The sequence below is a fragment of the Pseudomonas germanica genome (assembly GCF_019614655.1).
Taxonomy (GTDB): Bacteria; Pseudomonadota; Gammaproteobacteria; order Pseudomonadales; family Pseudomonadaceae; genus Aquipseudomonas; species Aquipseudomonas neuropathica.
Window position 1 is genome coordinate 6,156,191 of sequence record NZ_CP071586.1, and the last position, 15,014, is coordinate 6,171,204.

Here is a 15,014-nt window from a genome sequence, read left to right on the forward strand (position 1 = left end):
GTCCAATGTCTGCGACCTGAAATTGGGCAGCAACCCGTAGCCCAATTCCCTCACGGATAACTAAACGCCTTAACCAACGTCAGTTCCCCCACCGCCCGCATCGGGATCAAAAACGTCTCCATCTTCTCGCTAGGCGTCCCTTCTTCAGTAATCACCGTCACCTGCGCCGTGGTCAGTGCCTGTACCGCCTCATCTCCACCCTCATCATCCCCGCGATACCCACCGCCGTAATAATTCACATACACCAGATACTGCCCCTTGATCGGCGCCGGCATGGCGAAGATTTCCGGGCCGTAACCGGTGGTCACGTCGACGTCCAGACCGGCGCCGTTGGCGGCGACGCGGTTGCCGTACCAAATGTGCGCGCCGTCAGGGGTGATCAGGTGCAGGTCGAGGTCGGTGCCGTCGCTGTCCCACGCTAGCAACACGCGCAGTTTCGCCGGGGTGGCGCCGCCGCTGGTGTTGAGGAATTGCGTGCGGTGGCGTTGTTGGCCGTCAGGGCTGCGCACTTCGACGCTGTTACTGCCGTTGGGGAACGAGAACGGGCGGTCGAAGCGGCCGCTGTCGTCGATTTTCAGCGGCATGCTCACGCCATTGACGATCAGGCGGCCGGGTTCGTTGTCCTTCCGCGCAGCTTTGATCTCGCCGCTGATGCGGGCGGTGTTGGCCTGGCCGACCTGGGTGTTGACCGATGAGGCCGGGTAATTGACGGTCTGGCGGAAGCTTTCGCCCTCGCCTTCGGGTGCGCCGCTGCGCCAGCCGCCGATCGGGGTGTCGAGTTTGACGCCGTCGGCAGCGATGGCTGGCGAGAGCGCAGTCAAGGTGCAGAGCAGCAGCAAGACCTGTGGATAACGGAGTGTCATGGTCTATTCCAGCAAAAGGTGACGGGCGAGCCCTTCGATGTAGGTTTCATCCTGGCCGTTGGGATGTGCTTCAAAGGCCAGGTGCAGATATTCGTGGGTCAGGTCGAGGCGATCCTGCAGGGTCAGTACGCCGCGCACGTAGATACGTTGGCGTTCGCGGTCGACGAAGGGCCTGCCGAACGCCAGTTTGCACACGGCGAAAGTGCTGACTTCGTTGTAGCCGGTTTCGCTTTCCAGTTTCGGGCGCCAGCCGCGTCGTTGTTTCTGCAGCCAGTCTTGCGCGGCGGGCAGTGCCTCGCAGGAGGCGACCGGATTGTCCCAGCGACTGAGGCTGGCGCGCGGGTAGGCGTGCAGCAGAATCGCGTCGTAACGCTGACCGGCATTAGCTTGCTCGACGGCTTGTTGCCAGGCGAGTTTGTCCGGGCCGGGTTGATCGGAGTGATAGGTGACGGTGCTGCCGGCCAGCACGAGGTCTGCCGTCCATGCAGCGATGTTGCGGGATTCGGCCGAAGCCGGTCGCGGTGCGACGCGTTGGCGATTGCTGCTGTCGTCGATGCTCAGGCAATCGCCGTTGCGCGTGGCGTTTTGCAGCAGATAGGTGCGGATCGCCACGGCCAGCGCTTTGGCCGCTTCGGTGGGTTCGGGTTTGGCTTCACGCTCAAGGACGCGGGCGACGTATTCTTCGCGATCAAGCCTTGCGATGAGTTTGTCGTTGAGCAGAAACAGTTCGCCATCGCTGTGGATATCCAGTGCGTTGCCATTGGCGAATTCGACGCGGTAATCGCCTTGTAACGGGCCGGAAGTCACCACCCGCTCGCCAGTCAAAACCCGCGTAACCGGATAACGCGAGAACAACCCGACTTCAACACAACGCCCCGGCTCTGCCGGCCATGCGGCGGGCAACACCGTCGCCAGTGCCTGCCCGTAATGGCGCAAAACCATCTGACTGGTACCACGCCCACCCGCCCAGAGCGGAGATCCGTCCGCGATCCAACCGGCGAAACCACCCTGGCGCGACTGCGGATCCTGATCGCCAAGCCAGCTCCAGGTTTTCACCCGCAAACGCCCGCCCAGTTCGCCGACGACATTACCGTCCGCCGCATTCAGCACCACATCGAGCAGCACTCGGCGCGCCTGATCCTGCGCCGGCAACGAGGCGAGAACCTTCAGCAACTCAACCACGGAAACCCGTTGAGCCGGTTGCACCAACGGCAAATCCAGCAACCACGACGGCGCCTGTCGCGCCTGCCAATACGTCCGCCACTCCGCCGCCGCAATTCCCAACCGTGCAGGTTCAAAATACAACCCGCAGGATTTCACCAGTGCCTGATCACGCTCGATCCTGCCGCCCGCCGAGCAGCAATAAACCTCTTCCTTCGACTGTCCGCGACATTCATAGGCCGGCTCACGCGCACCGGTATCGACCAGCCACGCGTATACGAACAATTTCCACAGACTGCCCAACGGGGTATCGAGCGTCTGCGGCAACGGTTCACGAGCGATCAGTTGCGTCTGATTCAGCGATAACAACTCACCCTTATAGGCCACGCGCAACGGCTCATCCTGCGCCGTCGCCAGCGCAGGTATCACACACATCAGCAGCCACAGCAGCGGCCGGTTCATGTCAGTTGACCGTGACCTGACCGAGAGCGGCTTTTGCTTCCTGGGCCTGATGCTGCGGCGCGTAGACTTGTTTGAAACGCACCGGCGGCAGGTTGAACTGGCCCTTCTGCGAGAAACGCACCAGATGACGCAGGCGCAATTCGCCGCTCAGCGCATCCACCGGCACCGCGTAGGCCAGTTGCCCCGGTTCGAAGCGCGCCTTCTCCAGCGCCGTTGGTTCGGTGCCGTCCTTGCCCTGCAACTTGATGCCCCACGTCGTGCGCTCAACATCGGCGCCCGGTGGCAGCGGCACTTCGAGCATGCCGTAACGCAGCGGTTTCGGCGCTTTGCTGGTGAGGATCACTTCGTCCAGATACAGACTGTCACTGGACAACGGCTTGGTGCCGATTGGCTCCAGTTTGAAGGTGAACGCTTCGTCGCCCGGCACCAGTCGCGACAGGCGACGGGTGATGGTCACGGCCATCGGATCGACTGCCGGTTGCTGGGTCTGGAAACTCAACGCCGCGCGCAGCGGACGCTCCTGCGTACCGGACACCGACAACACGCTCGGCACTGGCGTCGCGCCCAGCCACGTCCAGTACATCTCGCCGCTGGCTCCGTAGTTCTTCTTCCAGCCTTCACCAGGCGTTAGTGCAATGGTCGGCGACGCCTGGGCGATACTGCGTTGCAGCCAGGTCAGCGCCAGCGCACGTTCGAGGGTCGATTGCTGCGGCAGCAAACGTTGCAACAACGCCGTAGCACGGGCCTGATCGAACGCTTGCAGCGACAGGTTCAGCGCCTCGGCGAACGGCTGCGAACTGACCGCCAGACGCTGTTGCGCAGCCCCTACCTGACGATTGAACGCTTCCGGCAAGGTAACCTTCGACTGCGTGGCCAACGATGCGGTCAATACCCGCGCCGCCGCCAGACCGAGGGCCGAATCCGGGTCGCTCATCACCAGACTGTCTTCGCCGTCGTCCATCAGGGTTTCGGCGCTGCCTTCACCGGCCTTGGCCAGATCCTCCATCAAACCGCTGAGCAAGGTGTTCACCGGCAAATGCATCTGCTTGGCAAACGACAGAATCAGCGCCCGTTGCAGCAATGACGTGTTCGGCGCTTGCTTGGCGTAGACCTCCAGCACTCGCTGCCAATGCTCCGGCGGCAAGGTCAATTCCAGCACCTGGCTAGCGTTCCAGTCGGCGTAGTAAGCGTAAGCCGTGAGGAACGCATCCGGTTCACCGTCGTAGCCCCACCAGGTGAAGCTCGCCGACGGCCCGGCCATTTGCACCAGACGCAGACGGCTGTTCTGCATGATCAGGCGCAAGCGATCACGAATCTGTGGATTCGATGCCAGCGATGGATAGGCAATGCTCAACGGCAGCAACCGGCTGGCAGTCTGCTCGACGCCGCCATACGGATAGCTGAGCAGATCATCGAGTGCCGAGCGGAACAACGCTTGAGGGCTGTCATCCAGACGCAGGCGAATATCGGTGGCGTCGGCCGGCAGACTCAACGGTGTGTCACCGCTGGCGACATCAAGGCTTTGCGTCTGCGTCACTTGCCAGCCGTCACCGGTCGCACTCAGGCGCACGGCGAGGGAGTCGGCGGTCTTGCCGTCCTGCACCAACTCCGCCGTCCATTCGCCGGAAGCCAATGTGAACGCCGGCAGCGGCAGATAATTGATGCCGTTGTTCAGGGTTACCGGCAGACGCTGTTCGGCGCCCGCATAGTGAGTGACCAGTTCAGCCTTGACCGGTTTCTCGGCTTGGCTGAAGGCGAACACACCGAGTTGCGGCTGATCGCCCTTACGGAATTTGCTCGGCCCGCTCCACTTCAGGTACAGCGGTTTTTCCGAGCGGACGAACTGCTTCTTCTGCCCGACCTGACCGTCATCGGCAATGGCGCGGGCAGTGATGCGCCAGCGGGTCAGCGAGTCCGGCATCTTGAAGGTGAAACGGGTTTTGCCGTCGGCACCGGTCAACAACTCCGGCTGCCACGCAGCGGTATCGACGTCCTCACGACGCGGCCGCTCCAGCACTTTTACACCACGCTCGCTGCGGTTGGCTTTGCCCGGTGCACCGGGGCTGCCCGGCAACGCGACGTCGTAACTGATGAACGACAGGCTGGCGCTGGTGCGCACGTTGTTACGGCGCGGGTGATAGAAGAACTGGTCAATGGTCGGCGCAACTTCGGGTTGCAGCGCGTAGACCATTTCGTCGACGACGCTGACGGTCAGATGCGCCGGTACTGCTTTGCCGGCGAACTGGGTGGTCAGGTCAACCGTGACCGTGTCGCCCGGCAGGTACGCCGCTTTGTCGGTGCTGATCGCCACGTCGATTTGCGGCGCGACCACTTTGATCCCGGCGTTCTGGAAGCTGTACTGACCGCCCTTGGTGTAGAGCACGGAGAAGGTCAGGTTCGGTGCAAAGTTGTCCTTCACCGGAATGCGCGCGCGGTATTGGGTGTCGCTGAGTTTTTCCAGTTTCAACCAGTCACCGCCCTTGGCGAGCAGCGCGGTGGCTTCGACTTTGTCGCGTTCCAGCGAGAGCAATGCATCGCTGACCGGTTCCGGGAAAGTGATCAGCGCCAGCGCTTCATCGCCGGCCTTGTACTCAGGCTTGTCGAGGACGATTTCCACAGTGCCCGGCACGGCTTTGACGCCATCGCCAGTGACCGAATGACCGGTGGCGCCGAGGACGCGACCGTGTTGATCTTTCAAGGTCAGGTTGTAAGTACCCGGACGATCAAACGCCAGACTGAAGCCCTTGTCCGTCGCCGCGAGTTTGCCTTCACCGGTGCTCTGGTCTTCCAGACGTACCCAGCCATAGGTGCTCGGCGTCACCGCTTTGCTTTGCTCGGTGCCGCCCTCGTTGGCGTAGCTGAACGCAACCTTGTCACCGACCGCACTGAAGCGTTGCGGCGCGCTCAGGCGGAAGCTCGCAGCGCCACGGTCGATTAGAATTTCCTTGGTGGTCTTGACCCGATACGCCGCGCCATCGCTGGCAAACACGGTGAGCATATAGCGGCTCGGCTTGTCGGCGGCCGGCAGGTCGAGGGTCGCGCTGCCCTTGCTGTCGGTGGTCAGTTCGGTGCTGGTCAGCTCCACCGGGAATTGCCCGAGGTATTGCAGCTCGTTGTCGACCATCGACAGTTGCTGGGCGCGCAGGCTCAGGGTCAACTTAGCGTTGGCCACCGGTTTGCCGTCCGGGTACAGCAGCACCAGGCTGCCCTTCACCGGTTCGCCAGTGCGGTAATCCTGCTTGGCCAGGTTCAACGAAATTTCGAAGTGTGGCTTGATGTACTCGGCGACACGGAAGGCGCTGCTGTAAGCCTGATCCTTATAGTTGAAACGGATCTCGTAACCCCCGGCCACGGCGTTGTCCGGCAACTGGAAGCGGCCCTGAGTGCCGGCCTTCGAATCGAGTTTCAGGTCGAGGTGTTGCAACTCAGTGCCTGTGGCGTCAAGCACGCTGACCGTGACATCTGCAGCACCCGGCAACACCGAATCCCGCGCATTCTTGAACTCCCGACCAACGATTTTCAGCGACACCCAATCACCTGGGCGATACAGCGGCCGGTCGGTGAACGCGTAGAGTTTGGTGTCGTAGATTTCGCTGTCGTAATAGAAGTTTTCGGAGACGAACACCCCGCCCTCTTCGTCCTCGCCGATGACGAACGAACGCTCCGGGCTGACATGTTTCAGGCGCAGCAAACCGTCAGTATCGGTGGCACCGCTGCTCATCACGCCGAGGCCGTCGGTCCACAGCACATTGACCTTCGGTACCGAACTGCCTTCGTGTTTGCGCGCGGCCCAGACCAGCAATTCATCGCCGGCAATCTTGCTCACCGCGACGGTGTTGGAGACGAACACCATGGTGGTTGCGCGGTACTTGCCGATCAACGCTTCGACCAGATACAGACCCGGCTTCAGATTGCCCAACGGGATATAAACGTTACCCGGCGCGACGCTGACGAAATCGCTCGAAGACCCGGCCAGATTGACCCCGGCCGGCGGCTGAATCGGCTTGGCCTGCCACAACGGATAACGGAACTGGCTGACCACCGGTAGACCCGGAATCAGCGCAAATTGCGGCTGCGCGTCATACGGAGTAGGCGCGACCATGGTATTGCCCATCTTCAGTTCCGGCACTTCCTCGGTGACTTGTTTGCGCGACTCATAGGAGAACGCACGCTGCATCACCCGACGGGATTTGCGGTACCAGTTGTCCCACAGGTACGCGAGGGTGTTGGACAGGCCTTCACCCTTGAACTGGCCGTCGCTGACCACGCGATGCAGGTTCTTCTGGCGCTTGAGGAAATCCAGCGGTTTGTCGATCCGGTACACACGAATATCCGCGCCGCCGTAAGGTTCCATGCGGAAACGACGATAGTCGCGGCCCGGCGCTTCGAGACGGACCATTGCCTGTTCATCAGCAGCAAAGCTGCTATCAGCCAGCAGGAAAAAGCTTTCGCCCGAGACCGGCGTGTAGCCGCTCGGCTCGACCGAATCTTCGGCGCTGACGGTAGCCACTGGCAGCAACAGCGCCAGCAGCAAAGGAATTCGGGAGCAGAGTCGCAACATGCGGGCACCGGTCATTGGGAGAGAAAGTTCAGTCGATAGACGCCGATGAAGTTGGGGTTGGCTGCGTCGGGTATCCATCGGGTGTCCTTCCATGTCATGAGTTGCTGCAGGCTTGCCGAACGCATGCCGTTGTCAGTCGGGGTGGTGGTGCCGGTGTGATAGGCGATGTAGCGGCCCATCCAGATCATCAGGTGCTGGTCGTCGCCCTGATCGAAAAACATCAGGTCACCGGGCCGCGCCTGCGACACGTCACGGCTGACCAAATGGCTGTTGAACTGAATCAGTTTGATCGCGTTGACGTACGGCCCGACCTTGCCGCCGCCCTGCTGCCATTGCTGGGCGAGCTTGCGCTGATCGTCGCTCAGCGAGAGCTCCGGCGGCAGGTAGCGATTGGACAGGCCATTGCTGCGCAGCCATTTTTCGTCATGGACTTTCAGCGCTTCGTTGGCAGCGAAACGTACCAGCCCGGCACAGTCCTGCTGATACCAGCGCGGACTTGGGCCTTGGCTCAACTGCTCTTGAGCGATGCGCACGAACCAGGCGCGAAACACCTGGGATTGCGCCGGATCGAGTGCGGGTGCTTCAACGGCGCGGGCGCCCGCACTGAGCAACAACGCGAGCAGGCCGAGGCTGCGGATCAGTGTCGTCACAGCGCTTTCCATTCCAGCGGCAACCATTGCCAGTGGCCGTCAGGCTCGCTGCCTTCCGGCAGCGTCAGCGCGTATTTGCCGTAGCCGCCGAGGGTGCGCAGTTTCGGAATCAGATAGGTTTGCGCGGCGTTGTAGAACACCGGCTCCATGTCCTGCGGCAGGCTGTCGAGGGTTTCCTGCTGCATCAGTTGCGCCATCGAATCCGGGCCGAAGTAGATCGGCATCAGCACGTCTTTGGGCAAAACGTCGGCCATCGGCGGGAAGCGTTTGTCGAGAGTGCCGAGGGCCTTGTCGACCAGTTTGTCGTCGAGGGAAAACAGCAACGTCGAACCGTGACGGGCGAGGCTGACTTTCATGAAGGCCTTGCCGGAAATAGCGTCCGGGTTCTGCGCCGTCTTCGCCGCATAAGGGCCAAAGTTGGAGCTGACCTGACGCTGCCAGACGTGGTTTTGGCCTTCTTGCTTCTCGACTACCGGGAACACGTTTTCTTCGACGTTGGCTTCGAATGCACCGACCATCGAACCGAACAGTTTGCCAAGATCACCGTCGAGTTTGCTGCTGTCCTCGTCTTTCAGACTGGCCACCAGCAATGGCGTGTACAACCGCGAGTCGGCGTACCAGCACAGGCCTGCCGCGCCGGCCACATGTTCGGTGAGGGTCTGCGCTACCGCTTCTTCGGCGCCGAGTTTTACCAGCAATGGTTTTTGCGGTTCGGCCGCGACCGGCAAGGTTACGCAGGCACTAGCGCCCAGCGGCATTGCTTGCCAGACCGGTTTGAAATCGAAGTCTGGCTGATTGTCCAGCTCGTCCATGGCGAGGTAGCTGTGCCAGCCCTTGTCGTCCATGTCGAAGCGCAGCCCGGCGAAGTTCGGGATGAAACGTTGATAGCCCATGGCCAGAACGCTGGAGTTGACCGACAAGCGTTGTTTGGTTTCCGGGGCTTTCGCCGGCAGACCGAACGCTTCGGGGAACAGTTTTTCGCCATTGAGCAGCGCCGCCAGCGCTTGTGGCGAGACATGGCCCGATTCTTCGGAGACGCCGCTTTCCGGGTCGTAATACTTGACCGGGTTCGACAGCACTACCAGTTTGTCGCCGTGGGAAGCGAACAGCAGCGCTTTGCTGGCGTTATAGGTCAGTTGGTACAGCGGCACGCTATCGCCGCCGACTTTGAGTTCGCCCATCTGACTGAGCTGCGTGTCATCCAGCGCTACTTTCGCCAGCGGCTCGAGCAGTTTCGCCAGCCCACCACGGTCCATCACCAGCAGGAAATCTTTCAAGCGCCCATCCGCGCCACGCCACAACGCAACGTCGGCCGGTTGATCGAAAAGCTGCTCGATCAGGCTGTCCTGCAACTTCAGGTCATGCTCGTAGATGATCCGGCGCAGACTGCCGATCAAGCCGAGGCGATCAGCATGGGTCTCGTAGTAGAAGACGAAATCTTCGGTCAGCGTGGCCTTGAGGAACGGCACCGTCAGCAGGTCCTTGGGCAACTGGCTAAGCGAGCGGGTTTCCAGCAGTGCATCGGGGCGGCTCAGGCCGAGCTTGTCACTGGCCAATTCCGCCGGCGGCGCCTTGGGCTTGAGCAACAGCCAGCCAAAACCACCCGCTACACCGGCCACCAGGCACAACCCGGCCAGCAGCAAGGGCCAGCGCCGCGAAGGTTTGGCCGCTGGCGTGTCGGCAGCCGAAGTAACAGTGTTATCGCTCATCTTTTCGCTCATTTCCCAAAGCTCAGGATTTCATCCGTGGCGGAATGCTTAATAGTTGAAAGTCTTGACCAGCAGCAGATCACCGATCGCCCGCAGGGGCACGATGAACGTTTCGCGTTTTTCGTCGACGGTGTTTTCGTTGAGCACCAGCGTAATTTGCGAGGTGATCACCTCGTTCTGGTTGCTGGTCTCCTCGAAGTTATAGCCGCCGTTGCCGAAGTTGCCCCAATAGTTGACGTAAACCAGATAGGTGCCGTGCAGCGGCGCAGTCATGGTGAACATTTCCGGACCGGGGCCATCGACGCCATCCGGGTCAAGACCGCCGCCATTACTCAGCGCCGGCTGCGCCCAGAACGCATGCTGACCGTCGGGCGTGACAATGTGCAGATCGAGTTCGGCTTTCGGATCGTCCCAGCCCAAGACAAGACGAATTCGCGCCGGCGTGCGCAAATTGTTTGCTTCATAAAATTGCACGCGCTTGAGCGACTGGCCCTCGGCGCTGATCACTTCGACGCTGTTGGAGCCAGCGCCGAACGCGTAGGGCCGGGCGAAACGGCCCTGGTCGTCGGTGTACAGATTCAGTGGATTGCCATTTACGGCGAGGCTGTGCGGCGGGCGCATGTGGCCGATGGCTTTGAGCTGGCCCTGGATCATCGTGCGATTGCGCTGAATGCCGCGATCAATCGGCGGCGTCGGGTAGGCGACTTGCGGGTTTTCCGTACGATCGAGCAAGCCGTGATAGCGCCAGCCGCCCACCGGTTCCGACAGTTCAGCGCTCGGCGCGGCCGACAGCGCGGGCGCGCAGGCCAGGCCGATCAGCAGCCAAAGAAATGAACGCATGTAATGCCTCCTGCCATGCCTGAACGAAACCTTGCACCCGATCCTCGGTACTTCACAGCGGTGAAAACTGCGTTTCGTCTGAAAGACCCGTGACTATGGGGTCGTAGAAGGCGCGAAGATTAGCGATTCGGCGGTTTTTTAACAATCAGATACATGTGCTGTTGCTGTAGGAATCAAGCCAATCCGGTGGACGGTGAGCCGAATAGGCCTCATATTCGGCTCACAAAATGAGCCGAATAGCATTTCTATTCGGCTCACGGACTCAAGGCAGGCAACGAATGGCAACTTACTGGATCTGGCAGCAGCCCGATTGGCCCGACTTCAACTGGCAGGCGGAACGCCTGGCACCGTTGTTGCGCGAGTGTGTACAGGCCCAAGGTCAGTTGATGGGTATGGCCGGTTCGGTAGGTGACTCTTTGGGGGCTCAGACCGAACTGGACGCCCTTTTGCAGAATATCGTGACGTCTTCGGCCATCGAAGGTGAGCAACTGAATGTCGGCTCCGTGCGGTCATCCTTGGTGCGACGTTTGGGCCTGGAGTTGATCGACGGCGATAAAGTCAGCCAACGCAGTGAAGGTCTGGCGCAACTCATGCTTGATGCCACCCGTCGATTTGCCGAACCGTTGATACTGGAGCGCTTGCTGGAATGGCACCAATGGCTGTCTCCCGATCAAGAGGCTGACCTTACTGCGCGCTCAATGCATGTGGGTGCGCTACGCGGTGACGAGCCAATGCAGGTGGTTTCGGGTCGCATTGATCGTCCAACAGTTCATTTCGAGGCGCCACCTCGCCAAGGTCTTGAGCAGCAGCTCGACCAATTTCTCCAATGGTTCGAGGCCAGCCAGCATCAGACAGCACTGGACCCGATGCTTCGTGCGGGCATCGCCCATTTCTGGTTCGTCACCTTGCATCCGTTCGACGATGGCAACGGCCGTCTGACCCGCACCATCACTGATCTGGCGCTGGCACAGGGCGAAGCGCAAGCCATCCGTTTCTACGCCATGTCGGCGAGCATTCTGGATGATCGGTCCGGCTACTATCGAATTCTGGAATCGAGTCAAAAAGCCACACTGGACATCACTGAATGGCTCACATGGTTCCTGCAAACCTTGCTACGCAGTCTGCAACAAGCCATCACCCGCATTGAAAGCGTGCTGGGCAAGACGCGTTTCTGGCAGGCACACCGCGAGTCCGAACTTTCGGCGGAGCAGGTCAAAGTGCTCAATCGTCTGCTCGACGGCGGCGAGCGGAGCTTTGAGCACGGCATCAGTGCCGGGCAATATCAAGCGGTGGCGAAAGTGTCGAAGGCCACAGCAACCCGACACCTTGCGGAGTTGCTGGAGAAAGGTTGCCTTCAACGCTTGCCGGGAGGGGGTCGTAGCACCCGCTATCAGATCAACTATCCCGACAGAGCTACACATTAATCTCACCCAGCACAGAGCCATTTCTGTCCTTGAGAGCCGGCCCGCTCATTTGCCCATAACCCCCCTATCTGCTAGTGTCGCGCCGGTTTAACGTCAACCGGAAATCGCCGCCATGGCCCGCAAAAAAGCTGCACTGGATTTCGAACAGTCCCTCGCCGACCTGCAAACATTGGTCGAGCGTCTGGAGAACGGTGAATTGTCGCTGGAAGACTCGCTGACCGCTTTCGAGCAGGGCATCGGTCTGACCCGTGATTGCCAGGCAGCGCTGGCGCAAGCCGAGCAAAAGGTGCAGGTGCTGCTGGAGCGCGATGGCGAACTCGCCGAGGAACCCTTCGACGCGGAACAGCCAGAATGATTGCGGCGTACACGGCGACCAGCCAGACCCGGGTTAACGCGGCTCTGGAAACCCTGTTCAACGCGCCGTTGCCGGAATTGGCGCGGCTTTATGACGCCATGCGCTACAGCGTGATGAACGGCGGCAAACGCGTGCGTCCGCTGCTGGCCTACGCCGCGTGCGAAGCGCTCGGTGGCAACGCTGAACAGGCCAACGGTGCAGCCTGCGCGGTTGAGCTGATCCACGCTTATTCGCTGGTTCACGACGATTTGCCGGCGATGGACGACGACGACTTGCGTCGCGGCCAGCCGACCACTCACAAGAAATTCGATGAAGCCTGCGCGATCCTCGCCGGTGACGGTTTGCAGAGCCTGGCCTTCAGCGCTCTGCTCGACCCGCGCCTGAGCGACTGCAGCAGCGACATTCGCCTGCAAATGGTCACCGCCCTCGCCCAGGCTGCGGGCCCGGCAGGCATGGTCGGCGGTCAAGCCATCGACCTTGGTTCGGTCGGCTTGAAACTCGACCAGAAAGCCCTCGAACAGATGCACCGGCACAAGACCGGCGCGCTGATCGAAGTCAGCGTCAAACTCGGCGCCCTGGCCAGCGGCCGCGCCGAGAAGGATGAGCTCAAGGCCCTGCAGACTTATGCACAGGCCATCGGTCTGGCCTTTCAGGTGCAGGACGACATCCTCGACGTCGAAAGCGATACCGAAACCCTCGGCAAACGCCAAGGCGCCGACATCGCCCGCGACAAGCCGACCTACCCGGCGCTGCTCGGCCTCGACGCCGCCAAGGCTTACGCGCTGGAACTGCGTGATCAGGCTCTGCACGCCCTGCGACCGTTTGACGCGGCCGCCGAACCCTTGCGCGAGCTGGCCCGGTATATCGTCGAGCGCCGCAACTGACGGCGAATCAGCCAAAAAAGACCAACGCGTGGGCAGGGGGCGATGCATCAGGTAAACTGCCGCATCTTTTATACCTATAACGATTCGCCTGATGCCCACGACGTTTCATGAGATTCCCCGCAAGCGCCCGACCACGCCCCTGCTCGACCGCGCGAACACGCCGGACGGCCTGCGCCGGTTAGGCGAAGCCGAGCTGGAAACCCTGGCTGATGAGTTGCGCCTGGAATTGCTCTACACGGTCGGCCAGACCGGTGGGCATTTCGGTGCCGGCCTGGGCGTCATCGAGCTGACCATCGCGTTGCATTACGTCTTCGACACCCCGGACGACCGGCTGGTGTGGGACGTGGGTCATCAGGCGTATCCGCACAAGATCCTCACCGGTCGCCGCACGCGCATGGAATCGCTGCGCCAGAAGGACGGCATCGCCGCGTTCCCGCGTCGCGCCGAGAGCGAGTACGACACCTTTGGCGTCGGCCACTCCAGCACTTCGATCAGCGCAGCATTGGGCATGGCCATCGCCGCCCGCCTGCAAAACAGTGATCGCAAGGCGATTGCGGTGATCGGCGACGGCGCGTTGACCGCTGGCATGGCTTTCGAAGCGCTGAACCACGCGCCGGAAGTCAACGCCAACATGTTGGTGATCCTCAACGACAACGACATGTCGATCTCGCGCAATGTCGGTGGCCTGTCGAATTATCTGGCGAAGATCCTTTCCAGCCGCACCTACGCAAGCATGCGCGAGGGCAGCAAGAAAGTCCTGTCGCGCCTGCCCGGCGCCTGGGAAATCGCCCGCCGCACCGAAGAATACGCCAAAGGCATGTTGGTTCCCGGCACGCTGTTTGAAGAGCTGGGCTGGAACTACATCGGCCCGATCGACGGCCACGATTTGCCAACCCTGATCGCCACCCTGCGCAACATGCGCGATCTGAAGGGCCCGCAGTTCCTGCACATCGTCACCAAGAAAGGCAAAGGCTTCGCCCCGGCGGAAGTCGACCCGATCGGGTACCACGCGATCACCAAACTCGAACCACTGGACGCCCCGGCCACAGCGCCGACAAAGACTGGCGGACCGAAGTATTCGGCCGTGTTCGGCGAGTGGCTGTGCGACATGGCGGCGGCGGATCCACGTCTGGTCGGGATTACCCCGGCGATGAAGGAAGGCTCGGATCTGGTGGCGTTCAGCGAACGCTTCCCGCTGCGCTACTTCGACGTGGCGATTGCCGAGCAGCACGCGGTGACGTTCGCTGCCGGCATGGCCTGCGAAGGCGCGAAACCGGTGGTGGCGATCTACTCGACATTCCTCCAGCGCGGTTACGACCAACTGGTGCATGACGTAGCGGTGCAGAACCTCGACGTGCTGTTCGCCATCGACCGTGCTGGCCTGGTGGGCGAAGACGGCCCGACCCACGCTGGCAGCTTCGATCTGTCCTACCTGCGTTGCATCCCGGGCATGGTCATCATGACCCCGAGTGATGAAAACGAACTGCGCAAAATGCTCACCACCGGCCACCTGTACAACGGCCCGGCGGCTGTGCGCTATCCACGCGGTACCGGCCCGAACGCGATGATCGACAAAGACCTCGAGCCGATTGAAATCGGCAAAGGCATCGTCCGTCGTCAGGGCAGCAAAGTCGCTTTGCTGGTGTTCGGTGTGCAACTGGCCGAGGCGCTGATGGTGGCTGAAAAACTCGATGCCACCGTGGTCGACATGCGTTTCGTCAAACCGCTGGATGAAGAGTTGGTGCGCGAGATTGCCGGCAGTCATGAGTTGCTGGTGACCATCGAGGAGAACGCGATCATGGGCGGCGCCGGTGGCGCGGTCAGTGAATTCCTCGCGCGGGAGAACATCCTCAAGTCGATGCTGCATCTGGGTTTGCCTGACGTTTACGTCGAGCACGCAAAACCGGCGCAGATGCTGGCTGAGTGCGGGCTGGATGAGGCGGGGATCGAAGCGTCGATTCGTGAGCGTCTGGCCTTACTCGACAAATAAACGCATTACCCTTGTGGGAGCGAGCCTGCTCGCGAAAGCGGACTGTCAGTCAATACATTGCTGACTGATTCACCGCATTCGCGAGCAGGCTCGCTCCCACATTTGATTTGTGTAC

Annotated in this window: 10 protein-coding genes; 4 read left to right on the forward strand and 6 right to left on the reverse strand. The window is 61.2% G+C overall.

All coding sequences use genetic code 11. The features are described 5' to 3' along the window. Positions 1 to 50: 50 nt before the first annotated feature. The 6 genes from J0G10_RS27305 to J0G10_RS27330 are packed head-to-tail and all read right to left on the reverse strand — an operon-like array spanning position 51 to position 10,246. Complete coding sequence (locus tag J0G10_RS27305; RefSeq protein ID WP_095048801.1) at positions 51 to 863, reverse strand: YfaP family protein; 813 nt, start codon at positions 861 to 863, stop codon at positions 51 to 53. 3 nt (positions 864 to 866) lie between these two features. After that, positions 867 to 2,486 (reverse strand): DUF2300 domain-containing protein, encoded by a 1,620-nt coding sequence (locus J0G10_RS27310; protein WP_095048802.1) that lies wholly within the window; start codon positions 2,484 to 2,486, stop codon positions 867 to 869. Between the two features lies 1 nt (position 2,487). Next, positions 2,488 to 7,062, reverse strand: a complete 4,575-nt coding sequence (locus tag J0G10_RS27315) for an alpha-2-macroglobulin family protein (RefSeq protein ID WP_220557052.1) — start codon at positions 7,060 to 7,062, stop codon at positions 2,488 to 2,490. Next, on the reverse strand, positions 7,059 to 7,709 hold the full coding sequence (locus J0G10_RS27320; protein WP_095048804.1) for a DUF1175 domain-containing protein: 651 nt from the start codon (positions 7,707 to 7,709) through the stop codon (positions 7,059 to 7,061). Before J0G10_RS27320 ends, J0G10_RS27315 begins: the two co-directional genes overlap by 4 nt. Next, complete coding sequence (locus J0G10_RS27325; protein WP_220557053.1) at positions 7,694 to 9,406, reverse strand: DUF2138 domain-containing protein; 1,713 nt, start codon at positions 9,404 to 9,406, stop codon at positions 7,694 to 7,696. Before J0G10_RS27325 ends, J0G10_RS27320 begins: the two co-directional genes overlap by 16 nt. Before the next feature lie 48 nt (positions 9,407 to 9,454). Further along, positions 9,455 to 10,246, reverse strand: a complete 792-nt coding sequence (locus tag J0G10_RS27330) for a YfaP family protein (RefSeq protein WP_093434504.1) — start codon at positions 10,244 to 10,246, stop codon at positions 9,455 to 9,457. 278 nt (positions 10,247 to 10,524) lie between these two features. Here J0G10_RS27330 and J0G10_RS27335 point away from each other — a divergent pair, with 278 nt between their 5' ends. The 4 genes from J0G10_RS27335 to dxs all read left to right on the forward strand — a co-directional run bounded on the left by J0G10_RS27335 (position 10,525) and on the right by dxs (position 14,899). Next, positions 10,525 to 11,670, forward strand: coding sequence for a Fic family protein (locus J0G10_RS27335; RefSeq protein WP_220557054.1), 1,146 nt, complete (start codon positions 10,525 to 10,527; stop codon positions 11,668 to 11,670). A 112-nt stretch (positions 11,671 to 11,782) separates the two neighbouring features. Next, on the forward strand, positions 11,783 to 12,025 hold the full coding sequence (locus J0G10_RS27340; RefSeq protein ID WP_003228627.1) for an exodeoxyribonuclease VII small subunit: 243 nt from the start codon (positions 11,783 to 11,785) through the stop codon (positions 12,023 to 12,025). Continuing rightward, positions 12,022 to 12,909 carry a (2E,6E)-farnesyl diphosphate synthase gene (gene ispA, locus J0G10_RS27345; protein ID WP_220557055.1) on the forward strand — a complete coding sequence of 296 codons (888 nt, stop codon included), beginning with the start codon at positions 12,022 to 12,024 and terminating at the stop codon, positions 12,907 to 12,909. Before J0G10_RS27340 ends, ispA begins: the two co-directional genes overlap by 4 nt. 91 nt (positions 12,910 to 13,000) lie before the next feature. Next, a complete protein-coding gene (dxs, locus tag J0G10_RS27350; protein WP_220557056.1) occupies positions 13,001 to 14,899 on the forward strand; it encodes a 1-deoxy-D-xylulose-5-phosphate synthase in 1,899 nt (632 codons plus the stop codon). Positions 14,900 to 15,014 lie beyond the last annotated feature (115 nt).